The organism is Avrilella dinanensis, from assembly GCF_002807015.1.
Lineage (GTDB): Bacteria > Bacteroidota > Bacteroidia > Flavobacteriales > Flavobacteriaceae > Flavobacterium > Flavobacterium dinanensis.
Genome location: NZ_NIPO01000001.1, coordinates 781,886 through 807,126, shown reverse-complemented (window position 1 = coordinate 807,126; position 25,241 = coordinate 781,886). Strand labels below are relative to the sequence as shown.

Here is a 25,241-nt window from a genome sequence, read left to right as displayed (position 1 = left end):
TAAGTAAATAATTCTTCTCATAAGAATAGTATAGTTTAGGTTTTGGCTACTAATTTAGTTTTTTTTCTTTATATTAAGAAACTTTAACGTTAAAGTTTTTTTTGACAAGCAATATATAACAAAATAATTTCGTTGGTCGGACACTAAGAAAATCTCGTTTGAAGGCTTTTTAATATCCGCCCTCAACAAAAAAGAGCCACGAAAAATCGTGACTCTTTTTACTATTAAAATAAGATGAAATTAGCTTGCTGCAATCAGGTTTAGTGCAGAACCTGCTTTGAACCATGCAATCTGGCTTTCGTTATAGGTATGATTGGTTACAATCACATCTTTAGAACCGTCTTTGTGAACAAACTCTAGTGTTAGTGGCTTGCCCGGTGCGAATTCGGTCAAATCTAAGAAATTGATAGTATCGTCTTCCTGGATTTTGTCGTAATCTGCTTCGTTAGCAAATGTTAATCCTAACATTCCTTGTTTTTTCAGGTTGGTTTCGTGAATACGAGCAAATGATTTTACCAATACAGCCCTTACCCCCAAATGTCTTGGTTCCATCGCTGCGTGCTCACGGGAAGAACCCTCTCCGTAATTGTGGTCGCCCACAACAATAGTATCAATACCATTGGCTTTGTAATCTCTTTGCACAGCCGGCACTTCGCCATATTCTCCGGTAAGCTGATTTTTTACTGAATTGGTTTGCTTATTGAAATAATTTACTGCACCAATCAACATATTATTAGAAATATTATCTAAATGTCCTCTGAATCTCAACCATGGTCCTGCCATAGAAATGTGGTCGGTTGTACATTTACCTTCTGCTTTGATAAGCAATTTAGCGTTAGTAATATTTTTTCCGTCCCAAGGCTTGAAAGGTTGCAACAACTCCAATCGCTGAGAGCTCGGGTCAACAATAACCTCTACTCCTGCTCCATCGGCAGCCGGTGCCTGATAACCAGGATCTTCCACATCGAATCCTTTGGTTGGCAATTCTTCTCCTTTTGGCGGGTCTAACCTTACTTCTTCTCCATTATCGTTAATCAAAGCATCTGTAATCGGGTTGAAATCCAATCTTCCTGAAATTGCCAATGCAGCTACCATTTCCGGCGAAGTCACAAAAGCATGTGTATTCGGGTTACCGTCGGCACGTTTAGAGAAGTTACGGTTGAATGAATGTACAATCGTGTTTTTCTCTTGTTTGTCAGCACCTTCTCTGTCCCATTGTCCGATACAAGGTCCACAAGCGTTGGTAAACACTTTTGTTCCTAATTTTTCAAAAGTATCGATGATACCGTCTCTTTCAATGGTGTATCTGATTTGCTCAGACCCCGGATTGATTCCGAATTCTGCTTTTGGTGTAATGTTTTTATCCAATGCCTGTTGTACGATTGATACCGCACGTGACATATCTTCATAAGAAGAGTTGGTACAAGAACCTATCAATCCCCACTCTACTTTTATCGGCCAGCCGTTTTCGGCAGCTTCTGTTTTCATTTTAGAAACCGGCGTACCTCTATCCGGCGTAAATGGCCCGTTGATATGCGGCTCTAATTCTGATAAGTTGATTTCGATGAGTTGATCGAAATATTTTTCCGGCTCTGCATATACCTCAGGGTCAGCAGTCAGATAATCAGCCACTTTATCAGCAGCGTCCACTACGTCCTGACGACCTGTAGCTGCCAGATATCTTCTCATGGAATCATCATAACCAAAGGTTGAAGTCGTTGCCCCGATTTCCGCTCCCATGTTACAGATTGTTCCTTTTCCGGTTGCAGACATAGATTTTGCTCCTTCTCCGAAGTATTCCACAATCGCACCTGTTCCTCCTTTTACAGTAAGGATATCGGCTACTTTCAGGATAACGTCTTTCGGTGCAGTCCAGCCGTTTAGTTTTCCGGTTAATTTTACTCCGATTAGTTTCGGGAATTTCAATTCCCAAGCCATTCCTGCCATTACGTCCACCGCGTCGGCACCACCAACACCGATAGCAATCATTCCCAATCCGCCTGCGTTTACCGTATGCGAATCGGTTCCAATCATCATTCCGCCCGGAAAAGCATAGTTTTCCAAAACGATTTGGTGGATAATCCCGGCTCCGGGTTTCCAGAAACCAATTCCGTATTTGTTAGATACAGACGACAAAAAGTCAAATACTTCTCTGGATTGTTTGTTAGCTACTGCCAAATCGGTTTCGGCACCAACTTTAGCCTGAATCAAGTGGTCGCAGTGAACGGTAGTCGGTACAGCAACCTGAGATTTTCCGGCGTGCATAAACTGCAAAAGAGCCATCTGAGCTGTTGCGTCCTGACAAGCAATTCTGTCTGGTGCAAAATCAACATAATCGCGACCTCTTTCGTATTTTTGTGTCGGTTGTTCTTCCCACAAATGGGCATACAGTATTTTTTCTGACAGCGTAAGAGGTTTTCCCACCACTTCACGTGCTTTATCCACACGCTGAGGCATTCTCTCGTACACTTTTTTAATCATTTCAATATCAAAAGCCATATTTCAAATGTTTTAGTAGATTTCTTTAAGTCGTGCAAATTTAATAAACGATTTTCATTTTTGAAAGTTTTTAATAAAACCTTAAATATGAGAAACATTTATTTATAATTATTCTATTTTACAAAGGAATAGTCATCATTACCAAACAACACCACAAAAAATGATTATATTTTTAACAAACAAACAATTAATCCAACACTCTAATTATCAATAATTATTGATTTTAGCAAAAAAATATACAGAAAATTTTTGATTTTTTATTTGGTTAGAATAGTTTTTCAACAAAAAAACCACCTGAAAAACAGATGGTTTTGTGTTTTACTTCAAACAAATTACTGCACCCAGGAATTAGAGAATTTACAGTTTTTGTACTGGTCATCAACAAATATATAGGTTTGCCCGATTTTTTTATCAATCCACTCACCCAGCTTGTCTCGCTTTTTATTATCGAGAGCGATACGCTGAATTGCCACAAAATCTTTGGAAAAATCTGCTTTGTGACTGTCAATCTTATCCAAAACTTTAATAATCTGATAACGGGCGTTATCTTTATAATTATAAGCAATTACGGGCGATATTTCTCCTTTTTTCAGATTGTAAATTGAGTTGTACAGGTTTCTGTCGGTAATTGAGTTGAGCTCAAAACGAGTATCTCCCGTACTTGGGTGCATCATGATACCGTTACTGTTTTTGTTGGTTTTGTTGGTAGAATATTTCATTACCGCCTCTTCAAAAGTCATTTCGTTATTCAGGATTTTCATTCGTACCTCATCTGCCAGATTCCGGGCTTCCTGTATAGCTTCTGCAGTAGGTTTCGGCGAAATCAGAATGTGTCTGACATCATATTTTTCGCCTCGTATCTTTTCAAGATAAACGATATGATAGCCATAATCCGTTTTGAAAGGTTCGGAAACCTGCCCTTCTTTTAAGGAAAAAGTCGCATCTTTAAACTCTTTTACAAAATCACTGTTTTTGTCGATTGAATATAATCCTCCACTTTTCACAGAGCCCGGGTCTTCCGTATAAAGATACACCTTACTACTGAATGAAGAACCGTCTTCTACTTCTTTTTTTATCTGATTCAACTGGTCAATAACCTTTTGCACCTGTCCTTCGGATATTTCAGGTTCTATCAGAATTTCTGCCAACTCCATCTGGTCGCCAATAATCGGTAATTCTTCTTCCGGAAGGCTGTTAAAAAACTGGCGAACCTCCTCGGGTGTGATTTCTACACTAGTGGCAACCGTATTTTGATACTGACTGATTTTCAGGTTATTTTCGATAATTTCTTTCAAATATTTACTTAATTCTTCAAAACTGCTTTTGCCATAAAATTTTACCACTCCGTCAATCGATCCGGTAGCCTGAACCGCCTGGTCTAACTGAGCCTGCAAGTTTTGCTCTACCATTTCGGGCATTACCTGAATACTATCTAATTCAGCATGGTACAAAAACAATTTTGATTCCATCAGCGAACCATAAACCATGCATTCGTCAAAATCCATCGGTCTGTCTTTCCTCGACATAATATCCAGCAAACTTTTCTGCACATCAGATTCCAGAACGATTTTATCGCCAACCATACCGACAATTCCGTCAATTCGTTTGTTGTCAGAAGTTTGCGACCAGGTTGTTTGCATCGTGCAAAGCAATATAGTAAAAAGGAAATAGTGTAATATTTTCATGTGTTTATTTTTATTGTTTTTCAATGGTCACATGTAACCTTTGATGTTTAAAATAATCATTTCGCTGTATGTTTAATAATTATTTTAAACATGTCGGTTTCATTTTTTGATAATAATTAATGTGGCAAAGATACTATTCTGTACCACAAAGCGTTGATTTTTATTTTAATTTTAAGATTTACCAACGCCAAAGATAAACAAAATCAGCTATTTTCTTCGTTTAATCGAAAATACAATTCGGGATATTTTTTGTATCTTTATGATTATAAAACGTGTAAAGCTATGACAACAATCACTATAAAAATAAACGAACGTACCAAAGCAGGCAAAACATTAAAGAGCCTGATTGAGCTTTTCTCGAAAGAAAACAACGGCGTTGAAATTATTTCCGACAAAAAAAGTCCATACAGCAAAGAATTTGTTGAAAAAATAAAAAGAGCGGAAAAAGATATCGAAGAAGACAATACAATTACTATAAATCCAGACGATATATGGGGAAGTATTTTGTCGAAATAACCTCTAATGCTCAGAAAGATTTACAAAAGCATTATAAGTCTGGGAATAAATCGGTAATAAAAAAGATTGAGAAAATTCTTTTTCAATTAGCAGAAACACCTTTTTCCGGAGAAGGAAAACCGGAACAACTAAAGCACGATTATCAAGGCTATTGGTCGAGAAGATTAAATCAGAAAGACCGGATTATATATCGTGTTTAAGAAGAAATCGTTATGGTTTTTGTCGTATCAGCAATGGGACATTACGAAAACAAATAAACGCTTTCGAAAAATCATCGTATTTTTAACCTTATGAATCCAAAAACTTTCGCTGAAAAAGTAATTGAATTTAACCGAAACCTTTATTATCCGGGAAAACTACCTGATGGTTTTCAGGTACTGAATCCTTATTTCGATAATCCGGAAACTATGGTGGTCATGCAAAAATTTTATCATAAATATTACCATGATACTTCGGGCAGAAAGTTTATCATCGGCATAAACCCAAGTCGCAACGGAGCAGGCGTTACCGGCGTTCCGTTTACAGACACCAAGCGGTTGGAATCGGTTTGCGGAATTCCGATGCAATCGGCTCACACGCATGAAATTTCATCTGTTTTTCTGTACGATATGATTGATGCTTTTGGCGGTACAAAAGATTTCTACCAGCAGTTTTACATCAATTCACCTTTTCCGTTGGCGATTGTCAGAAAATCGAAAGAAGGAAAATTCCTGAATGCGAATTATTATGATGATAAACAGCTCTTTGCAAACGTCAAAGATTTTATGATAGAATCGCTCGAAAAGCATATCAGTCTCGGGCTGGACACTTCAGAAGTTTTCATATTAGGAAAGAAAAATGCCGATTTTATCCAAAAACTGAATCAAGAGAAAAAACTCTTTGACAAACTGACCGTTCTTGAACACCCTCGTTTTATTCAGCAATATAAATCTAAAGAAAAGCAATTGTATATTGATAAATATATTTTGGCTTTGAGTTCATAAGAAACAATTAATTGGTTTATTCCATAGATTTCACAATTCAGTTACCTATTTTTGCAATAAGATTTTTCTTACAATCTCTTTATGAAGCTCGAAGATTACCACAAAAAAGCCCGGATAAAACAAGCGGAACACAAAAAGTTTCTCGCCCGAATCAAAAGTAAACCACCCAAGCATTTTGACCAGAAAATGCAGGAAATTCACAATGATGTTTTTAACCGGATTGACTGTCTCTCGTGTGCAAATTGCTGTAAAACCACCGGACCGCTTTTCACACAAAAAGACATCGAACGACTGGCCAAGGTTTTTCGGCTAAAACCGCAACAATTCATCGAAACTTATTTACGGATTGATGAAGATAATGATTATGTGCTACAGTCGGTTCCGTGTCCTTTTCTCGGGAGTGATAATTACTGTTCGGTTTATGAAGACCGCCCCAAAGCCTGTCGGGAATATCCACATACCGACCGGAGAAAATTCTACCAAATCAACCATCTGACGATTAAAAATACTTTGATTTGCCCTGCCGCATACGAGGTTGTGGAACAAATGAGTAAAGAATTCAAATAATTTTTTTATCTTAGTTTTTTTAATTCCTTCTTTAATGAAAAGAATAACTATTTTTTTTCTGTTTATCAGTTGCTTATTTATTGGTTGTGCCGATGACAACAACTCTTATGAAATCATTGAGAAACCAGAGCCGATTTCGGTTGATTTAGAGAATGTGCCTTATGCAACACTCTCTGAATACCATTTTTTTACCGGAAATTTGAAAAATCTTACTCCACATGAAGATTTACTGTTATACAAACCCAATAGTGAACTTTTCACTGATTATGCCCAAAAAACGAGATATGTATGGCTACCGGAAAATGCGAAAGCTAATTATACTTATGAAAATACTCCACTAAACCTACCTGTCGGAAGTGTTTTGATTAAAATATTTTACTACGATGAAACTCAGCTCAATTCAGATAAAAAAATCATCGAAACCAGATTGATGATTCTCAAAGACGAAGGCTGGATTTTTGCCAACTACAAATGGAACGAAGAACAGTCTGAGGCTTATCTCGACATGAGTGAAAGCACAATTCCGTTAAGCATCAATCACTTAAACGAAACCATTAATTTTGATTATAAAATTCCGAACGAATCTCAATGTATGTCCTGTCATTCTATCAACAATGAACTTGTTCCAATAGGTATCAAACCCATTCATCTGAATTATACACTGACCTATCCTGACGGAAACGAAAACCAGCTTAACCGTTGGATTCAGAGAGGAAAACTCGAGGAGAATTTACCCGGCGGCATCAATACGGTTGTTGATTATTCAGATATATCCAAACCGATTTCGGAAAGAGCAAGAGCCTATTTTGACATTCAGTGTGCTCATTGCCACCAAACCGGCGGAGAGGCCGTATCTACGCCTTTAAATCTTTCATATCATCAAACGACATTTCTCAAAAATATGGGCGTTTGCGTAGATCAACCCCACCCGATTCCGGGAGTACTAACGAATGGGAAAATTGTAGATCCGCAAAATCCTGAAAACTCTTTGCTTTACCTCCTGATGAATACCGACGACACTTACCTAAGAATGCCCCGCCTTGGAAGATCCACCATACACCGGGAAGGCGTTCAGCTCATCGAAGAATGGATAAATTCATTGGAAGAATGTGAATAAAATCAAACTTTTGTTTTAACTTTACGACATTATTCATCATTAAAAAATAAAGCTATGGGAGTTTTAAAAGTAATTGAAGTATTATCAAGCTCAGAGAAAAGTTGGGAAGATGCCACGCAAAAAGCCGTGGAAAAAGCATCAAAAACCGTAAAAAACATTCGTTCTGCCTATGTGCAGGATCAAAGTGCACAGGTAAAAGACAACAAAGTTGTCGAATATCGCGTGAACCTTAAACTTACTTTTGAGATTGAGTAACCTATTCAGATAGTTTCTGATTAAAAGACCGGAAAGCGAAATACTTTTCGGCCTTTTATTTTTATGTTTTCATAGACTTTCACGAAAAAACTTATCTTTGCCTCATGCAAAACGAACAACACATTTTTGGTATCCGGGCTGTTATCGAGGCGATTCAGGCAGGAAAAGAAATAGACAAAGTGTTTATCCAGAAAGAAGCTCAGGGCGATTTGATGCAGGAGCTGCTGAAAACGCTAAAGAAAAACAATATTAATTTTTCCTACGTTCCGGTGGAGAAATTAAACAAATTGAGCAAATTCAACAATCATCAGGGAGCAGTAGCAGCTATTGCCCCAATAAAGTTTGTTACGATAGAGCAACTCGTTGAAAGCGTATTGGAAGTAAAAGAAAACCCGTTGTTTATTATTCTCGACCAGCTGTCGGACGCTCGTAATTTCGGAGCCATCGTACGAACAGCTGAATGCGTTGGAGCTGATGGCATCATCATTCCCAAAACAGGCTCGGCTCCGGTTAATGCAGATGCGGTAAAAACCTCTGCCGGTGCATTATTCAACATACCGGTTTGCAAAGTTGATCATGTGAAAGACGCTGTCTTTTATTTGCAAGGCTCAGGCATTACAACCATTGCTGCCACAGAAAAAACTGAGCAATCTTTGTACGAACTCGATTTGCAAAAAGGCATTGCCATCATTATGGGATCAGAAGATAAAGGCGTAAATCCATCGGTACTGAAAATCGTTGACGAAAAAGCCAAACTACCGATGTATGGCAAAATTTCTTCCTTAAATGTATCGGTAGCATGCGGAGCATTTTTGTATGAAGCTGTCCGGCAACGATTAGGAAAAAGTTAAAGTATTCCGCTACTTTCTCAAAAAAAAGTACCTTAGCAGAAACAAACCTAAGTTACCATGAAAAATATTTTAATCGCAGTCTGCATTTTTGCAGGAACTTTCTGTGCCTCAGCACAGATCGGAATCAAAGGAGGAATGGTGTATAGCGGAGAAAGCGGTATGCTGAAATCGGCTGAAGCAACCTACAAATCCAAAGGAAGTGCCAATATCGGATGGCAAGCCGGATTAACGGGAAGAATCGACCTTGCCGTGATATACATCGAACCGGAAATCCTTTATACATCATTTAAAGACGAATACTTGACGTTACAAAATCAGGAATTTTCCATCACCAAAAACCGAGTGGATATTCCTATAAATGTGGGCATGAATTTTAGTTTTCTCAGGCTACATGCCGGCCCGGTTTTTACCTATTATTTGGACGACAAAAACACCCTGAAAGATGTTATCAATGCCAAGCAAGACAATTTTAATTTGGGTGCACAAATCGGTTTGGGTGTACAACTCGATCAATTGTACCTCAACGCGAGATATGAAATGAGCATTACCAAAACAGGTTCTGCTTTTGAGGACGCGATTTCCAATACCACATACAACACCGAAAACAGACCACATTTGCTTAATGTATCACTAACTTATTATTTTAACTAAATTTTTTAAATATTTCTATTCAATGAAGAAACTGATTTTTTTATTTACCGCAATGATTATGGTTTTGCCCACAAAGGTCAAAGCCGATGAAGGGATGTGGTTTTTAATGTTTATCGAGCGATTGAATCATCGCGATATGCAAAAAATGGGGCTACAACTCACACCCGAAGAAATCTACAGTATCAACAGCCACTCTTTGAAAGACGCTATTGTTCAGTTCGATAACGGCTGTACGGCAGAAATGATTTCATCACAAGGGTTGGTTTTGACTAACCATCACTGTGGTTATGAGCGAATTGCTCAACTTTCTACACCGGAAGATGACATTTTGACGAACGGTTTTTGGGCAAAAGACAACACCGAAGAACGCTATGCCGAAGGATTATCGGTAAGATTTTTCGTTCGTATGGACGATGTTTCCGAGCGAATTTTGTCGAAAGTAAACGACAATATGAACGAATTGGAACGCGAAAAAGCCATCAATCAGGAAATCGCTAAAATCCAACAAGAAAATGATGAAGGCGGAAAATACACTGTTTCCGTAAAATCATTTTTCCAGGGAAATGAATTCTATTATTTTGTTTATCAAGATTATACCGATGTACGATTGGTAGGAACACCACCAAACAGTATCGGAAAATATGGCGGCGACACAGACAACTGGGAATGGCCTCGCCACACCGGAGATTTCTCTATTTTCAGAGTTTATACCGATAAAGACGGGAATCCTGCTCCTTATTCTGAAGATAATATCCCGATGAATCCGAAGCATCATTTACCGGTTAATATCGGCGGTATCAAAGCTGGAGATTTCTCTATGATTTTAGGCTATCCGGGACGCACCAACCGCTGGATGCCTGCCGAAGGTGTACAGCAAAACGTAGAGTTTGCTTATCCTGCGTGGGTAGAAGGCTCAAGACTGGGCATGGACGTAATGAAAAAATACATGGACAGCAACGATAAAGTTCGTCTGGATTATGCTTCCACTTATGCCGGAGTTGCTAATTACTGGAAAAACCGTCAAGGTATGATTGATGCACTGAATGAGCAAAAAACAGCTGAAACCAAACGCAAAAATGAAGCTGAGTTCAACCAATGGGCAAACCAGATGGAAAACAAAGCCAAATATGGCAATGTGATGCAGGACATCAACGCCTATTATGCAGCCACTAACGAAAAAGCTCGTCACGACAATTACCTGATGACTACACTTCGTACAGCTGGCATGGCAGTAATCCCTTATCAATTTGGCAATGCATTGGCTAATTATGCTCAGGCGAATGAGGCTTTCAGAGCCAATATCCGTCCGAACCTTGAGGCGGCTATCGAAGAGGTTTTTGCTAATCTTTATCTGCCTATGGAAGAAGAAATGCTGGCAAAACAATTACAGTTGTACGCAACGAAATCTACCGGTTATGAAATCGCACCATACATCAAGGAGTTAGGAGAAAAGAACAACTATGATTACACCAAAATTATCAAACAAGGATTTGAAAACAGCATTTTCACTTCTGCGGAAAAACTAAAAGCATTTTTGGATAATCCGGACGCTACATTGCTTGAAAATGATGAATTGTACAAAATTTCGACCGACTTATTGACCAAATATCGCGAAGAGCCGGAAAACCTGAAAGAAGTAAACGAGAAATTCCAAAGAGCTTATCGTCTTTTTGTTGATGGTTTGAGACAGGCTAATCCAGATAAAAAATATTATCCAGACGCCAACTCCACTTTGCGATTGACCTACGGAACAGTAAGAGATCTACCTCGTCGTACTGACAGGGTAAATGATGCTTCAGACAACTGGTTTACTACGCTGAAAGGAACTATCGCCAAACATATTCCGGGTGATGACGAATTTGAAAATCCGCAAAAACTCATTGATTTATACAATGCGAAAGATTACGGACAATACGCTGACATCGACGGAACGTTACACGTGAATTTCCTGACCGACCACGATATTACAGGAGGTAATTCAGGTTCGCCTGTGCTCAACGGAAAAGGAGAGCTCATCGGCTTAGCTTTCGACGGTAACATCGAGGCAATGGCAGGTGATGTAATCTTTGACCCTGAATTGCAAAGAACCATCAATGTGGATATCCGTTATGTGTTGTTTATCATCGACAAATATGCCGGTGCAACCAACATCATCAAAGAGTTGGATATCGTAAAATAATCTAACACACATCAATACCAAAAAGCCATCCAAATCGGGTGGCTTTTGTTGTATATTTAATATTAACACAAAATTAACTTTTAGATGTATTTAAAATTCGCTTATTATTATTGCTTTATATTTAATTTAAATCAAAATCATATGAGAAAGATTTTTTTATTATTCTTTGCATTATTTTACCTATCTCTCAATGCAAGAATTTGTACTGAAATATGTTATGGACATGAAGGTACTAACAGTATGCAATTTACTGTCATCGCCTGGAGTCAAGAATCAGACGGTGATTGTGTTCGACCTGGTATAGATGGGCAGGTATATGCAATATCTAAAACAGGCTTTAGAAATCCCAGAACAGGATCTTACACTTTTCACACAAATTACAGAGGCTGGTATCCGTCCGGTGCGTCTGGTTGTTAATTTAAATCAATAAAATAAAACATAAAAGTTATGAAAAAAATATTTAAACTTACATTGAGCATTGTGTTTCTCTCATTAATCATCTCTTGTGATGGCGAGAAACAACTATCAAATGAACAAGAAAATGCTAAAAATTATCAAAAAACATTTGCATCAAACACAAATGATTTATCGCATATCCCTTTAATTTCATCTACTGATGAAAACGAGAGTGCTTTAGAATTAATTTTTGAGAATGATTTTCAAACTAAAGAAATGTCTAATCAATATGGCTGGGAATATTTTGACAAATTTCATTCTCAAGGGCTAAATAGCAGTGAAGAGCAATACGTTGCTTATGTTGTACTCAAAAGAAAAGAATTGATAACTCAATTATCAATTAAGCCACAAGACGAAGATATACTTAATGCATTTAAGAGAAACATTGATATTTTAGTAAACAATAAGTATCTTGGATATCATTTATTATATAATGCCCTAAATGTAATATCTACTATAGATGAATCATACACAAAAGAAACTGCAAGAAAAATTGTAGCTTATTCTATAGACAACGAGTATGTTTGTAATGGCTATCAAGAGTTACTGAATAATTCTAATATAGATGACCAAACAAAGGAGTCGTATAGTCTATGGATTGAGAATTGCAAATATGCTGACATTATTGCAAACTCGTTTTTATAAATTTCATCACAACACACAAAAAGCCATCCAAATCGGGTGGCTTTTGTTGTGTGAAATATTTTTTAACAATCAGATAAATAGTAAGTTGAAAATTAGTATCTTTGCGGTCTTGAAAATTAAGTTTATTCCAAAAACGGATAATCTTTAGAATTAACAGTTACATGAAATCAATAATATTATTTGGAAAACCCGGAGCGGGCAAAGGCACACAAGCAACATTTTTAGAAAAACAATACAATTTATACCATGTTTCAACCGGAGATATTTTTCGGTATAACCTGAAAAACGAAACCGAATTAGGCAAAATCGCCAAAACATATATCGACCGTGGAGAATTGGTTCCGGACGAAATTACCATCAATATGCTCAAGGAAGAAGTGAAAAAAAACATGGACAAATCCGGTTTTTTGTTTGACGGTTTCCCAAGAACGATTGCCCAAGCTGAGGCTTTGGACAACTTCCTGAAAGAACTGAACCTCGAAGTTACCGCCACGGTTGCTTTGGAGGCTGACGACGAAATTTTAGTGGAAAGAATTCTGGAAAGAGGAAAAACTTCCGGAAGAACAGACGACCAGGACGAGGAAAAAATCCGAAACCGGTACAAAGAATATAACGAAAAAACAGCCCCGCTGATTGCGTATTACCAAAATCAAAATAAATACTACGCAGTAAACGGAATAGGAGAAATACCCGAAATTACGGTCAGGTTGAGTCAGGTAATCGACCAGCTGTAATTTTTTGAATTTCTAAAAACCTTATCATTGCTAAAACGATAAGGTTTTTTATCTTTACTATATGGAAATTATCATCATACTGTTTTTAATTTTGCTCAACGGCGTATTTTCTATGTCCGAAATGGCACTCGTTTCGGTCAAAAAAAGCCGTTTGGAAATTGATGCCAAAAAGGGAAGTTCACGAGCAAAAGCAGCATTACAATTAGTAGAAAAGCCTAACAACTTTCTGTCAACAGTACAAATAGGCATTACGCTGATTGGAATATTAACCGGTATTTTTTCGGGCGACAAAATCGCAACCGACCTCAAACTGACCATAGAAAACGTTCCGGCATTAGTCCCCTATTCTTCCACCATTTCAGTAACGGTTATTTTGATAATCATCACATTTCTGACATTGGTTTTTGGCGAATTGTTACCGAAACGTTTGGGACTGAGCTATCCGAATGCCATTGCCAAAGCCATGGCGTTACCGATGAGTTTTATCTCAAAAATAACCGCACCGTTTGTTTGGTTACTGACCAAAACCACCGACAACGTACTGAGAATATTAAACATTAATTCTGCCAACGACGAACGCGTAACCGAAGAAGAAATCCGACGAATGATTAAGGCAAGTACCATCGACGGCGAAGTACAGGAAATCGAGCAAGACATCGTTGAGCGGGTTTTTAATATCGGCGACAGAAAAATCAACTCATTGATGACCCACCGGAAATCGGTTGTATTTTTGCAAATGCAAGACACTTTTCAGGAAGTAAAAAACAAGGTAGTTAATGAAATCCATTCTTTCTATCCGGTTTGCCAACAAAACATGGAAGAAGTTATCGGGATAGTATCATTAAAAGATATATTTTTGATGGTTGAGAAAGAAAATGTCGATTTTCAGTCTATCATCAACGAACCTGTTTTCATGAACGAATTTACCTCGGCATATCACGCTTTGGAAATATTCAAATCGACCAAAAATCATTTTGCTTTAGTCACAGACGAATATGGCGTGGTCCAAGGTGTACTTACACTGAATGACATTTTGGAAGCATTGGTTGGCGACGCGTCCGAATTTGACGAAGACGAATATCAACTCACACAAATCAATGACGATTACTGGGAATCTGACGGTTTTTATCCGTTACATGATTTACTTACCTATTTTGATTTGGACGAGTTTATCAACCAATACGATGTGGCAACCGTCAGCGGATTGGTCATGGAAGAATTATCATATATCCCGGTAAACGGGGAAAAACTGTACTGGAATAATCTCGAAATAGAGATTTTAGACAGTGACGGAAATAAAATTAACAAAGTAGGAATCAGGATAATAAATCCGGAACAAGAAGACTAATGACAGAAGGGAATTTTGTAGATTACGTAAAAATTTATGCGGCGTCCGGCAACGGAGGCAAGGGCTCTGCACATCTTCACAGAGAAAAATATATCGCCAAAGGAGGACCTGATGGCGGCGATGGCGGACGTGGCGGACACGTATATGTTCGTGGCGATAAGAACCTCTGGACATTACACCATCTGAAATTCGGCAAGCACATCAAAGCCGGTCACGGAGGTGACGGTGGTAGCTCACGAAGCACAGGTGCCGACGGCGAAGATGTTTATATCGATGTCCCGCTCGGAACGGTAGTCAAACATAAAGAAACCGGCGTAGTCATTTTTGAAATCACTGAAGATAGCGAGCAAAAAATATTAGCAGAAGGCGGGAAAGGCGGTTTGGGTAACTGGCATTTCAGAAGTTCAACGAATCAAACTCCGCGTTATGCCCAACCCGGATTACCCGGCGAAGAAATCGACGTTATTATTGAGCTTAAAGTTCTGGCAGATGTCGGCTTGGTTGGTTTTCCGAATGCCGGAAAATCTACGCTATTGTCGGTAATTACCGCCGCCAAACCAAAGATTGCAAATTATCCTTTTACAACACTCAAACCCAATTTAGGCATCGTGCCATACAGAGATTTTCGTTCTTTTGTTATGGCTGATATTCCCGGGATTATCGAAGGTGCTGCCGAAGGAAAAGGTTTGGGACATTATTTCCTCAGACATATCGAACGGAACTCCATATTGCTGTTTCTTATACCTGCCGACACCGATGATATCAAGAAAGAATATGAAATTTTGCTGGACGAGCTGAGGAGATACAATCCTGAATTGCTGGACAAAGACCAACTGATTGCGATTTCCAAATCGGATATGCTGGACGAAGAATTAAAAACCGAGATCAAACAACAGTTAGACAAAGAACTTGGAAACGTTGACTATCTGTTTATTTCATCAGTCGCTCAATTAGGATTAACTGAACTGAAAGACCGTTTGTGGGATTTATTGAATAAATAGCCATTAGATGTTGTTTCAGGTTTCTTTTATTTAATGCTGAAGTCTGAATTCCAAACACATAAAACATAAATTGTTCCGCAAAATAATTCCAAAATCACATACGTAATTAAAAATTAATATTTACATTTGCACCCTTAAACAACCGAGGGTCGGGTACCCTCACTAAATCAATTAAGATTATGCCAGTAAAAATCAGATTACAAAGACACGGTAAAAAAGGGAAACCTTTCTACTGGATTGTTGCCGCAGATTCGCGTGCAAAAAGAGATGGTAAATTCCTTGAAAAAATCGGAACTTACAATCCAAACACTAACCCTGCAACTATCGACTTGAACGTTGATTCGGCTGCAAGCTGGTTATTCAAAGGTGCACAGCCGACAGACACAGCTCGTGCGATTTTGTCTTACAAAGGTGCTTTGTTGAAACACCACTTGAACGGAGGTGTTCGTAAAGGAGCTATCACTCAAGAGCAAGCTGACGAGAAATTCGCTGCTTGGTTGGAAGAAAAAGAAAACAAAATTACTGCAAAATCTACAGGATTGGCAGAATCTAAAGCTGCTGCTAAAGCAAAAGCCTTAGAAGCTGAAAAAGAAGTAAGTGCAAAACGTGTGAAAGCTGCTGAAGAAGCTCAGGCTGAAGCCGAAGTTCCTGCTGTAGAAGAAGAGGTTGTAGAAGAAACTGCAACTGAAGAAACTCCTGCTGCTGAGGATAACACCGAAGAAAAAGAAGCTTAATTATTCCTGCGGTTATGCTTAAAAAAGATTGTTTTTATTTAGGTAAAATCGCAAAGAAATTTAGTTTTAAAGGCGAGGTATTACTTTTTTTGGATACCGATGAGCCTGAAACTTACGAAAATCTGGAATCAGTTTTTGTCGAACTCAACGACGAAAATCTGATTCCTTTTTTTATTGAATCTGCACAGTTGCACAGAAACCATTTTCTGCGAGTGCAGTTTGAAGATGTTTACTCCGAAGAAGATGCCGATGACATTATCGGTGCCGAAGTATATCTCCCGCTATCTATGCTACCCAAGCTGGAAGGCAACCAATTTTACTATCACGAAATCACAGATTTTGAAGTGATTGATGAAACACATGGAGCAATAGGTAAACTGAGTCGCGTGAACGACAACGGCGTGCAACCACTGTTTGTCATCATCAACAACAACAAAGAAATATTGGTTCCGGTCATTGATGATTTTATCGTTAAGATTGACAGAGAAAACAAACAACTCCACCTTCGCACTCCACAAGGATTAGTTGATTTGTATTTATAATTCGTCAAAAAATCATTTTCCGACATGTTCACTTTCAAAAAATTTACCATCCAACAAAATCGTTGTGCGATGAAAGTCGGCACAGACGGTGTTTTGCTCGGAGCTTGGACACCTTTATATAACAATCCCTACACGGTTTTGGACATTGGTTCAGGCACAGGATTATTGGCACTGATGCTTACACAGCGTTCCGGTGCCGAACAAATTGATGCCGTAGAAATCGACGAAGAAGCCTTTACACAATGTGTGGAAAATTTTGAAAACAGTCCGTGGAGCGACCGTTTGTATTGTTATTGTGCTTCATTGGAAGATTTTACAGAAGAATTTTTTGAAGAAATCACTTATGATTTAATCGTTTCTAATCCTCCTTTTTATTCAGAAAATTACAAATCAGGAGATACGCAACGCGACACTGCTCGTTTTACCGACTCACTACCTTTTGAACAACTGATTGCCTGCACCGAAGGTTTGTTGAGCGAAAACGGAATATTTGCAGTTATTATTCCGTATAAAGAAGAAGAAAAATTTATTCGTCTTTCGGCTGAATACGGCTTATGTCCTTTTAAGATTACCCAGATACGTGGGAATCAAAATGCTGAAATAAAGCGTAGTTTGATAGCTTTTTCTCGGAAACAAACTGACAAAATACCTGTTGATGAATTGGTTATTGAAACCCAAAGACACCAATACACCAAGGAATATAAATCACTTGTAGAGGATTTTTACCTGAATATTTAGAAAAAAAATCAAAAATAAATTATTTGTCAGAAAATTATTTTATATTTGCAACGTTGATTTACGACAAATATGACCAACATACAATTTACATACATGCAAGCAATGATGATGTGGAATATTCCGCAAGGCTTGTTGTGTATATAGATTAAATGAAAACTATAGATTTAATAAGCCTTTGCCAACAGCAGAGGCTTTTTTTATGAAAAAAATGAAAAACAATTTAACAAATATAATGATAATGCAGATGACGGCCATGATGATGTGCCGTCCACCAAACTTTTGCCTAAAGCAGACTGCTTATTAGACCGTCCGAGTGTCTAATCCATAAAGTCCTTTCGGCAAACCCGAAAGGACTTTTTGTTTGAATCTTAATCAATAACTAAATAAATCTTACCATGAACAATTTTAAATTTTCCACACAAGCATTACACAATGGACACGATGTACAATCTACTAACAGAGCCAGAGCTGTTCCCATCTACCAAACCTCTTCGTATGTATTTGAAAATGCTGATCATGCAGCAGGAGCGTTTAACTTATCGATACCAGCATTTATCTATACGCGATTAAACAATCCGACCAACGACATACTCGAAAAAAGATTAGCGACCCTTGAAGGAGGCATCGGAGCAGTAGTTACATCCTCAGGTATGTCAGCAATTTCTACGGCATTACTAACGTTGCTTAAATCAGATGACCATATCGTGTCGTCTAGCAGTTTGTATGGAGGTACATATAACCTGTTTAATGTAACTCTACCCAGATTTGGCATCACAACCACCTTTGTTGATCCGAATGATACAGATAATTTCAAAAAAGCTATTAACGAAAACACCAAAGCTATTTTTATCGAAAGTTTGGGCAACCCTAAATTGGATATCATTGATATTGAATCGGTGGCTAAGATAGCTCAAGAATATAAAATTCCGCTTATTGTAGATAATACCGTTGCTTCTCCATATCTGCTACGACCAATAGAATACGGAGCAAATATTGTCATTCACTCATTAACCAAATACATCACGGGTAATGGAACGTCTATCGGTGGTGCGATTATCGACGGAGGAAATTTTGATTGGAGCAGTGGTAAGTTTCCTGAATTTACCGAGCCTTCACCTGGTTATCACGGTTTGGTATATCACGAAGCTTTAGGCAATGCGGCTTTTATCGCCAAGATAAGAATCGAAGGATTGCGTGACTTGGGCGGGGCATTAAGCCCGTTTAATGCTTTTCAAACCTTACAAGGACTTGAAACCTTGCCTGTTCGAATCAAAAAACACAGCGAAAACGCTTTAATACTGGCTGAGTGGCTGGAGCAACAAAAGGAAGTAGCATGGGTAAATTATCCTGGACTCAAATCAAGTAAATACTACAAATTGGCTCAGAAATATCTACCTGAAGGACAAAGCGGTATCGTAACATTCGGATTGAAAAAAGGATTCGAAGCGGCTAAAAAAGTAGCTAACGATACACAATTATTTTCCTTGCTCGCCAATATAGGAGATACCAAATCTCTTATCATTCACCCTGCATCAACCACGCACCAACAATTATCAAGCGAAGACCAAATTACTACCGGAGTAACCCCCGATTTGTTGAGATTGTCTGTAGGTATTGAAGATATAGAAGACTTAAAGCAAGATTTAAAAAACGTATTTGACCAATTGTAAATCTATAAACCGATGTGTACACAAACTGAAATACTTAACTTAATTCCGGCCGATCCGCTTACCGGATCAATTGCAGTACCGATTTATCAAACGACAACTTTCGTGCAAGAACAGCCCGGTAAACACCAAGGGTTTGATTATTCGAGAACTAATAATCCTACACGTCAGGTGCTCGAAAATTTAATAGCCGGATTAGAAGGAGGCAATCATGGTTTTGCTTTTTCTAGCGGATTAGCCGCTATTGATGCCGTTTTCAAAACCCTGTCAGCAGGAGATGAGGTCATAGCAACCAAGGATATTTATGGAGGCACTTATCGATTACTTACGCAGGTATATGCTAAATTCGGGATTAAGTCTCATTTTGTTTGCCCGTCGGATAGTCAAAACATCATTGATGTAATCACACCCAAAACCAAACTCATTTGGATTGAAAGCCCCACCAATCCTACACTTAGAGTGTTTGACATAAGTGTTCTTGCTGATGTAGCGAAGCAGAACAATATTTTGCTTTGCGTGGACAACACTTTTGCTACTCCACTTATCCAAAAACCGATTGAATTAGGTGCCGATATCGTGGTGCACAGTGCTACCAAATATATTGCGGGACATTCGGATGTCGTAGCAGGATTAGTTATTATCCAATCAGATGAATTAGCCAAAAACATTAAGTTTCATCAAAATGCTACAGGAGCGGTACTTTCCCCTTTTGATAGTTTTTTAACGATTCGAGGAATAGAAACTTTGTCACTACGTATCAAACAGCATTCTGAAAATGCCTTGAGAATAGCTAAATTCTTAGTTAATCACTCACAAGTTAACCACGCGTACTATCCGGGATTAGAAGAACATGAAAGTCATCAAATTGCTCTCAAACAACAAAAATATTTTGGCGGTGTAGTGAGTTTTGATTTGAAACAAGATGACGAAAAAACGGCATTGAAAGTACTCAAAAATCTCAAGCAATTTAAGTTAGTGGAAGGATTAGGAGGTATAAAAAGCCTGAGTAATTACCCAAGTAAAATGTCACATGGTGCTGTTCCCAAAGAGGTAAAGTATGCGTGTGGAATCACAGACAGTCTTATCCGCTTGTCGGTCGGATTGGAAGAAGCCGATGATTTGATTAATGATTTACAACAAGCACTCGCCCAAATAGAAAATCATGTTACAGAACCAGTTAAATAAAATTTTATTTCAAGATTATCCCTTTCCGACCGGCAAGATAACAGACATCACATTGACTTATCAGTTATTCGGGCAACCTCTGCATACTTCTCCTGTGGTATTGGTCAATCATGCACTCACGGGTAATAGCGAGGTGGCTGGTAAAAACGGTTGGTGGACTCAATTAGTTGGATATAATCAAGTCATTGATTTAAATCGTTACACAATCTTGACGTTTGATATACCGGGTAATGGGTTTGGAGGAGAAAGCGAAAATTTGTTTGAGAATTATACTGATTTTTCTACAAAAATTATTGCCGATTTATTCTGGAAAGGATTAGACGAACTTAACATTAACCAGCTTTTTGCTGTTGTTGGTGGCAGCTTGGGCGGAGGGATAGCTTGGGAAATGTTATTTCAGCACTCTCAGCGTATTCAACACCTGATTCCGATAGCCACGAGCATTCAATCATCAGATTGGTTAAAAGCCAATGTTTTGGTACAGGAACAAATATTAAACAATTCGTTGCAACCTATTGAAAACGCTCGTATGCACGCGATGTTACTATACCGAACACCAATTTCACTTACTTGGAAGTTCAATCGTCAGGTTAAGGCTGATGAACAGCAATATGCCGTAGAGAGTTGGTTAAAGTATCATGGAAGAGCTCTACAATCTCGATTTGAATTACCTGCTTATCAATTGATGAATCATTTATTGAGGACAATTGGCGAAGACTTGTGTCCCGAAGACATTATTCAATTAGCCAAAATTACTTCAGCACAAATTCATCTGGTAGCCATAGATTCTGATTTGATGTTTACCCACGAAGAACAAAAGAATACTTATGAAACATTTAAAAGATATACTGAAAAAGTAAATTTTTCAACCATAAAATCAATACATGGTCACGACGCATTTTTGATTGAATACGAACAGCTTAATACAATACTAAACAACATATTTAAACAATAAGAAATGAAGATAGTAAAATTTGGCGGAAAATCGTTAGCATCAGGGCAGGCATTCCTCCCTGTGATCGATATTATTAAAAATAAAATCAGGGAAGATCAAATTGTGGTTGTCGTATCCGCAGTAGGAGACACCACCGACACACTCGAAAACATATTAGAATTGGCAAAAACCAAACAAGATTATCTTCCGGTATTTGAATCTTTCAAGAATAAAGCGTATCATCAATTGGGCGATATTCAAAGTGAACTGCAAATATTATCCAAGCTATATGAAGGCGTATCATTGGTTGAAGATTATAGCCCAAAAGTGAAAGATTATGTACTGGCTCAAGGAGAGGTAATTGCCAGTAAATTGTTGACTGAACAGCTACGTCAATCAGGTGTCCGTGCCGTGGCTGTAGATAGCCGTAAACTATTGGTTACCGATAACAACTTTGGACAAGCACAACCCAACGAACAATTGTCAAAAGAAATTACTCGGCAATATTTCTCGAAACTTAATCCAGATGAAATTGCAATAGTAACCGGTTTTATCGGGACAACCGAAAAAGACGAAACAACTACTTTAGGACGAAATGGCAGTAACTACTCAGCAGCTTTACTGGCGAATTTTTTACAGGCAGATGAATTACAAAATTACACACATGTTGATGGTATTTACACCACCAATCCCGATTGGGTAAAGGATGCTCATAAGATTGAAGAACTTCATTTTGATGAGGCCAACGAATTGGCTAATTTCGGAGCATCTATCTTACACGCTAAAACTATTCTGCCATTGGTAGAAAGTAATATCCCGTTACGGATACTGAATACACTTAATCCATCTAACAAAGGCACATTGATATCGTCCAATCCGGTTAGTAGAGGCATCAAGTCCTTAACCGCTCAGTCCAATATTGCTCTAATTCAATTTGAAGGACTTGGTTTATTAGGTGTTGTCGGTATCGATGCTCGGGTGTTTACAGCTTTGGCTAATGAAGGGATAAGTGTGAGTGTGATTTCACAAGGTACATCTGAACGCGGATTGGGCTTTGTCGTCGATGAGAAAAATGCTGACTTGGCAGTGAAAGCCTTGCAAAAAGAATTTCAAGAGGATTTTTATACCAAAGATGTGAACCAAATCATTGTTCGGCGTGATGTTGCTGTGATTTCTATCATAGGACAAGATTTGAGTACTTTCGACAAGCCTTATGCTGCCTTGGTAAAGAATAAAATTGTGCCTATCCTTTTTAATAACACCGTAAGTGGTAAAAACATCAGCTTAATTGTTAAAAAAGAGGAGGCAAAAAAAGCAATAAATGTCATTCATGGTCAAATTTTCGGAGTAACCAAAAATATAAACATTGCGATTTTTGGTCATGGATTAGTAGGTGGTACACTCATCGACCAGATTTTACAATCAGCTCAATCCATCGAAGAAAAGAAAAACATCAAGCTGAATATTTTCGCCATAGCCAACTCCCAAAAAGTATTGCTTTGTGAACACGGCATTGATGATAATTGGAAAGAAAATCTGCTCAACAAAGGCACACCATATCAATTGCAAGATATTATCCGATTTGCCAACCAATATCATCTGGAAAATTTAATTGCAGTTGATAACACGGCATCTGGCAAAATCATCGAATACTATATCCCTTTGGTTGAAAATGGATTTGATTTAATATCTTCTAACAAAATAGCCAATACGGTACACTATTCGTTTTACAAGCAATTGCGTAAGGCACTTAAGACAAATCACAAAGAATATTTGTACGAAACTAATGTTGGAGCGGGATTGCCACTGATTGATACTATCAAGTTATTGCATTTATCCGGAGAAAATATCACTAAGATTAAAGGAGTGTTTTCGGGTAGTTTGAGCTATATTTTCAATACATTTTCGGCACAAGACAAAAAGTTCAGTGAAGTATTACAAGAGGCTGTACAAAAAGGCTTTACCGAGCCCGACCCTCGTGAAGATTTATCTGGCAATGATGTAGGGCGAAAGTTACTGATTCTTGCTCGTGAACTGGACTTACATAATGAATTTGACGAGATTAATATACAAAATCTAATTTCTGCCGATTTACAAGAAATTTCTACCGAAGCATTTTTAACAAATTTAACGCAACTCGATGGATATTTTGAACAGATAAAAAAAGATTTACCCACTGGTTCGGTACTGAGATATGTGGGTGAACTATCCGGAAATTTACAAGAAGACAAAGGTTTGCTTGAGACCAAGCTCGTTCAAGTGCCCCAAAATTCTGCCCTGGGACAGCTCCAAGACTCAGATAGCTTATTTGAAATATATACCGAAAGCTACGGCGAAAACCCAATTATTATTCAAGGTGCCGGTGCCGGTGCATCGGTAACCGCAAGAGGTGTTTTTGGCGATATTCTCCGATTAGCAAATAAATAATAAAAATAACTTTAGATATGATTACATCAGACAACCCTAATGATTGCTGTTTTGAAACCCAAGCAATACGAACACAATGTCAACGAAGCCAGTATAACGAGCACACAACCCCTTTGTATCTCACTTCAAGCTTTGTATTTGACAACGCCGAAGAAATGAAAGCGGTGTTTGCGGAAGAAGTTGACAAATTTTCCTATGCCCGATTTAGCAACCCTAATCAAACCGAATTGGTTGAAAAACTATGTTTGATAGAAAAAGCTGAGGCTGGATATAGTTTTTCTACTGGCATGGCTGCAATTTTTGGCAGTATTTTTCCATTAATTAAGCCCGGCGACCATATCGTATCTTGCTTGAATATTTTTGGTTCATCGCGAACTATCTTGTCTACTATTTTGTCTGAATGGGGTGTGGATACATCTTATTTCGAGGCTAAATCGACAGATAAAATAGAAGACTTGATTCAGCCTAAAACTAAGATATTATTTGTTGAAACCCCTACCAATCCAGGGGTTGATGTGCTTGATTTAAGCTATTTGGGAGAAGTTGCCCGAAAGTATAATTTGATTTTTGTAGTTGATAACACTTTTGCAACACCTTATTTGCAAAACCCAACCGATTTTGGTGCAGATATCGTTGTACATTCCACTACCAAGCTAATAGATGGTCAAGGAAGAGTTTGTGGTGGCATTGCTGTCGGAAAGAAAGATTTAATCCGAAAAATATATTTTTTTTCTCGTACAATAGGCTCTTCCATGTCTGCTTTTGACGCTTGGGTATTATCCAAAAGCATTGAAACACTTGCAGTTCGTGTTGATAAGCATTGCCAAAATGCACTTAAGATAGCTCATTTTCTTGAAAGTCATCCGCAAATAGAATTTGTTCGTTATCCTTTCTTACCAAGCCATCCACAGTATGAAATAGCAAAAAAACAAATGAAGCAAGGAGGTAATATTATCGCCTTCGGAATAAAAGGAAGACTTGATGCAGGTAGAGCATTCTTAAATGCCTTACAGTTATGCAGTCGCTCAGCTAACCTTGGAGATAGTAGAACCATCGTTACACACCCTGCTTCTACCACACATAGTAAAGTTCCTGCAGAAGAAAAAATAGCTACAGGCATCACAGACAACCTGATTCGTCTATCTGTAGGATTAGAAAATACGAGAGATATTATCCGTGACTTAGAACAAGCGTTAACTATTACACAACAATAACCCTGTTTTACACACCAATGAAGAATGATTAAAGAAATAAATATGTCAACAATACTTATACATACTGATATCAGAAGCCTATTAAAAAAACGAACATTAGCACTCGATGCCGCTGCAGTATCTGCACCTATCCACAGAGTAGATACTTTGGATTGGAAAAAATAGAACAAGGTTAATTAGAAGACTACGCCAATAGAAGAAGTTGAGCGATAGTTATCTCCCAACTTAGCTCAAACACAACAAATTAACAACTAACGAATCATGAAAGCAACAGAACATATCCAAAAAGAAAAGGAGAAAATATTCAAGGAAT

General features: G+C 38.1%; 24 protein-coding genes. 22 read left to right on the top strand and 2 right to left on the bottom strand.

Features of this window, described 5'->3' with window-relative positions:
- Window positions 1-240: 240 nt before the first annotated feature.
- Together CDL10_RS03900 and CDL10_RS03895 are read right to left on the bottom strand one after the other, a co-directional pair.
- Window positions 241-2,499 carry an aconitate hydratase gene (locus tag CDL10_RS03900; protein ID WP_100677329.1) on the bottom strand — a complete coding sequence of 753 codons (2,259 nt, stop codon included), beginning with the start codon at window positions 2,497-2,499 and terminating at the stop codon, window positions 241-243.
- Window positions 2,500-2,831: 332 nt separating this feature from the next.
- Window positions 2,832-4,184, bottom strand: a complete 1,353-nt coding sequence (locus tag CDL10_RS03895; protein WP_133119452.1) for a peptidylprolyl isomerase — start codon at window positions 4,182-4,184, stop codon at window positions 2,832-2,834.
- A gap of 282 nt (window positions 4,185-4,466) precedes the next feature.
- On the opposite strand from CDL10_RS03895, the gene CDL10_RS11370 reads away from it, so the two are divergent.
- From CDL10_RS11370 to CDL10_RS11555, 22 genes are all read left to right on the top strand, one after another.
- Window positions 4,467-4,700: a DUF2683 family protein gene (locus tag CDL10_RS11370; RefSeq protein WP_133119451.1), complete on the top strand. Its 234-nt coding sequence runs from the start codon at window positions 4,467-4,469 to the stop codon at window positions 4,698-4,700.
- Window positions 4,676-4,900, top strand: coding sequence for a Txe/YoeB family addiction module toxin (locus CDL10_RS03885; RefSeq protein ID WP_100677326.1), 225 nt, complete (start codon window positions 4,676-4,678; stop codon window positions 4,898-4,900). Before CDL10_RS11370 ends, CDL10_RS03885 begins: the two co-directional genes overlap by 25 nt.
- Before the next feature lie 90 nt (window positions 4,901-4,990).
- Window positions 4,991-5,683, top strand: a complete 693-nt coding sequence (locus CDL10_RS03880) for an SMUG2 DNA glycosylase family protein (RefSeq protein WP_100677325.1) — start codon at window positions 4,991-4,993, stop codon at window positions 5,681-5,683.
- Between the two features lie 81 nt (window positions 5,684-5,764).
- Window positions 5,765-6,250: a YkgJ family cysteine cluster protein gene (locus CDL10_RS03875; RefSeq protein WP_100677324.1), complete on the top strand. Its 486-nt coding sequence runs from the start codon at window positions 5,765-5,767 to the stop codon at window positions 6,248-6,250.
- A gap of 34 nt (window positions 6,251-6,284) precedes the next feature.
- Window positions 6,285-7,367, top strand: a complete 1,083-nt coding sequence (locus tag CDL10_RS03870; protein WP_100677323.1) for a hypothetical protein — start codon at window positions 6,285-6,287, stop codon at window positions 7,365-7,367.
- A gap of 54 nt (window positions 7,368-7,421) precedes the next feature.
- Window positions 7,422-7,622, top strand: a complete 201-nt coding sequence (locus tag CDL10_RS03865) for a dodecin family protein (RefSeq protein ID WP_100677322.1) — start codon at window positions 7,422-7,424, stop codon at window positions 7,620-7,622.
- 104 nt (window positions 7,623-7,726) lie between these two features.
- The gene (gene rlmB, locus CDL10_RS03860) at window positions 7,727-8,473 is read left to right on the top strand and encodes a 23S rRNA (guanosine(2251)-2'-O)-methyltransferase RlmB (protein WP_100677321.1); all 747 of its coding nucleotides are present in this window, start codon (window positions 7,727-7,729) and stop codon (window positions 8,471-8,473) included.
- Window positions 8,474-8,530: 57 nt separating this feature from the next.
- Window positions 8,531-9,124, top strand: a complete 594-nt coding sequence (locus CDL10_RS03855) for an outer membrane beta-barrel protein (RefSeq protein WP_100677320.1) — start codon at window positions 8,531-8,533, stop codon at window positions 9,122-9,124.
- A gap of 22 nt (window positions 9,125-9,146) precedes the next feature.
- A complete protein-coding gene (locus tag CDL10_RS03850; RefSeq protein WP_100677319.1) occupies window positions 9,147-11,303 on the top strand; it encodes a S46 family peptidase in 2,157 nt (718 codons plus the stop codon).
- A gap of 447 nt (window positions 11,304-11,750) precedes the next feature.
- Entirely contained in the window at window positions 11,751-12,404 is a 654-nt protein-coding gene (locus CDL10_RS03845; RefSeq protein WP_100677318.1) for a hypothetical protein, read from the top strand.
- Window positions 12,405-12,565: 161 nt separating this feature from the next.
- On the top strand, window positions 12,566-13,138 hold the full coding sequence (locus CDL10_RS03840) for an adenylate kinase (RefSeq protein WP_100677317.1): 573 nt from the start codon (window positions 12,566-12,568) through the stop codon (window positions 13,136-13,138).
- Window positions 13,139-13,199: 61 nt separating this feature from the next.
- Entirely contained in the window at window positions 13,200-14,486 is a 1,287-nt protein-coding gene (locus CDL10_RS03835) for a hemolysin family protein (protein ID WP_100677316.1), read from the top strand.
- Window positions 14,486-15,487 (top strand): GTPase ObgE, encoded by a 1,002-nt coding sequence (gene obgE, locus CDL10_RS03830; RefSeq protein WP_100677315.1) that lies wholly within the window; start codon window positions 14,486-14,488, stop codon window positions 15,485-15,487. The genes CDL10_RS03835 and obgE overlap by 1 nt, the downstream gene beginning before the upstream one ends.
- 179 nt (window positions 15,488-15,666) lie before the next feature.
- Complete coding sequence (locus CDL10_RS03825; RefSeq protein ID WP_100677314.1) at window positions 15,667-16,221, top strand: 30S ribosomal protein S16; 555 nt, start codon at window positions 15,667-15,669, stop codon at window positions 16,219-16,221.
- A 14-nt stretch (window positions 16,222-16,235) separates the two neighbouring features.
- A complete protein-coding gene (gene rimM / locus CDL10_RS03820) occupies window positions 16,236-16,763 on the top strand; it encodes a ribosome maturation factor RimM (protein ID WP_100677313.1) in 528 nt (175 codons plus the stop codon).
- Window positions 16,764-16,787: 24 nt separating this feature from the next.
- The gene (locus CDL10_RS03815; protein WP_100677312.1) at window positions 16,788-17,501 is read left to right on the top strand and encodes a tRNA1(Val) (adenine(37)-N6)-methyltransferase; all 714 of its coding nucleotides are present in this window, start codon (window positions 16,788-16,790) and stop codon (window positions 17,499-17,501) included.
- 395 nt (window positions 17,502-17,896) lie between these two features.
- Complete coding sequence (locus CDL10_RS03810) at window positions 17,897-19,171, top strand: O-acetylhomoserine aminocarboxypropyltransferase/cysteine synthase family protein (RefSeq protein WP_100677311.1); 1,275 nt, start codon at window positions 17,897-17,899, stop codon at window positions 19,169-19,171.
- 12 nt (window positions 19,172-19,183) lie between these two features.
- Entirely contained in the window at window positions 19,184-20,353 is a 1,170-nt protein-coding gene (locus CDL10_RS03805; RefSeq protein ID WP_100677310.1) for a trans-sulfuration enzyme family protein, read from the top strand.
- On the top strand, window positions 20,331-21,308 hold the full coding sequence (locus CDL10_RS11480) for an alpha/beta fold hydrolase (RefSeq protein WP_243389282.1): 978 nt from the start codon (window positions 20,331-20,333) through the stop codon (window positions 21,306-21,308). Before CDL10_RS03805 ends, CDL10_RS11480 begins: the two co-directional genes overlap by 23 nt.
- A 3-nt stretch (window positions 21,309-21,311) precedes the next feature.
- A complete protein-coding gene (gene thrA, locus CDL10_RS03800; RefSeq protein WP_243389281.1) occupies window positions 21,312-23,714 on the top strand; it encodes a bifunctional aspartate kinase/homoserine dehydrogenase I in 2,403 nt (800 codons plus the stop codon).
- Between the two features lie 17 nt (window positions 23,715-23,731).
- On the top strand, window positions 23,732-24,928 hold the full coding sequence (locus CDL10_RS03795; protein WP_100677309.1) for a trans-sulfuration enzyme family protein: 1,197 nt from the start codon (window positions 23,732-23,734) through the stop codon (window positions 24,926-24,928).
- Window positions 24,929-24,970: 42 nt separating this feature from the next.
- The gene (locus CDL10_RS11555) at window positions 24,971-25,093 is read left to right on the top strand and encodes a hypothetical protein (protein WP_262483253.1); all 123 of its coding nucleotides are present in this window, start codon (window positions 24,971-24,973) and stop codon (window positions 25,091-25,093) included.
- Window positions 25,094-25,241: the final 148 nt, after the last annotated feature.

Coding starts and splice junctions, on each gene's coding strand:
- obgE (WP_100677315.1), top strand. CDS start 14,486: ATGACAGAAGGGAATTTTGTAGATTACGTAAAAATTTATGCGGCGTCC.
- CDL10_RS11555 (WP_262483253.1), top strand. CDS start 24,971: ATGTCAACAATACTTATACATACTGATATCAGAAGCCTATTAAAAAAA.
- CDL10_RS03835 (WP_100677316.1), top strand. CDS start 13,200: ATGGAAATTATCATCATACTGTTTTTAATTTTGCTCAACGGCGTATTT.
- CDL10_RS03815 (WP_100677312.1), top strand. CDS start 16,788: ATGTTCACTTTCAAAAAATTTACCATCCAACAAAATCGTTGTGCGATG.
- thrA (WP_243389281.1), top strand. CDS start 21,312: ATGAAGATAGTAAAATTTGGCGGAAAATCGTTAGCATCAGGGCAGGCA.
- CDL10_RS03875 (WP_100677324.1), top strand. CDS start 5,765: ATGAAGCTCGAAGATTACCACAAAAAAGCCCGGATAAAACAAGCGGAA.
- CDL10_RS03900 (WP_100677329.1), bottom strand. CDS start 2,499: ATGGCTTTTGATATTGAAATGATTAAAAAAGTGTACGAGAGAATGCCT.
- CDL10_RS03865 (WP_100677322.1), top strand. CDS start 7,422: ATGGGAGTTTTAAAAGTAATTGAAGTATTATCAAGCTCAGAGAAAAGT.
- CDL10_RS03880 (WP_100677325.1), top strand. CDS start 4,991: ATGAATCCAAAAACTTTCGCTGAAAAAGTAATTGAATTTAACCGAAAC.
- CDL10_RS03845 (WP_100677318.1), top strand. CDS start 11,751: ATGAAAAAAATATTTAAACTTACATTGAGCATTGTGTTTCTCTCATTA.
- CDL10_RS03825 (WP_100677314.1), top strand. CDS start 15,667: ATGCCAGTAAAAATCAGATTACAAAGACACGGTAAAAAAGGGAAACCT.
- rimM (WP_100677313.1), top strand. CDS start 16,236: ATGCTTAAAAAAGATTGTTTTTATTTAGGTAAAATCGCAAAGAAATTT.
- CDL10_RS11370 (WP_133119451.1), top strand. CDS start 4,467: ATGACAACAATCACTATAAAAATAAACGAACGTACCAAAGCAGGCAAA.
- CDL10_RS03870 (WP_100677323.1), top strand. CDS start 6,285: ATGAAAAGAATAACTATTTTTTTTCTGTTTATCAGTTGCTTATTTATT.
- CDL10_RS03885 (WP_100677326.1), top strand. CDS start 4,676: ATGGGGAAGTATTTTGTCGAAATAACCTCTAATGCTCAGAAAGATTTA.
- CDL10_RS03855 (WP_100677320.1), top strand. CDS start 8,531: ATGAAAAATATTTTAATCGCAGTCTGCATTTTTGCAGGAACTTTCTGT.
- CDL10_RS03840 (WP_100677317.1), top strand. CDS start 12,566: ATGAAATCAATAATATTATTTGGAAAACCCGGAGCGGGCAAAGGCACA.
- CDL10_RS03795 (WP_100677309.1), top strand. CDS start 23,732: ATGATTACATCAGACAACCCTAATGATTGCTGTTTTGAAACCCAAGCA.
- CDL10_RS03805 (WP_100677310.1), top strand. CDS start 19,184: ATGTGTACACAAACTGAAATACTTAACTTAATTCCGGCCGATCCGCTT.
- CDL10_RS03810 (WP_100677311.1), top strand. CDS start 17,897: ATGAACAATTTTAAATTTTCCACACAAGCATTACACAATGGACACGAT.
- CDL10_RS03850 (WP_100677319.1), top strand. CDS start 9,147: ATGAAGAAACTGATTTTTTTATTTACCGCAATGATTATGGTTTTGCCC.
- CDL10_RS11480 (WP_243389282.1), top strand. CDS start 20,331: ATGTTACAGAACCAGTTAAATAAAATTTTATTTCAAGATTATCCCTTT.
- rlmB (WP_100677321.1), top strand. CDS start 7,727: ATGCAAAACGAACAACACATTTTTGGTATCCGGGCTGTTATCGAGGCG.
- CDL10_RS03895 (WP_133119452.1), bottom strand. CDS start 4,184: ATGAAAATATTACACTATTTCCTTTTTACTATATTGCTTTGCACGATG.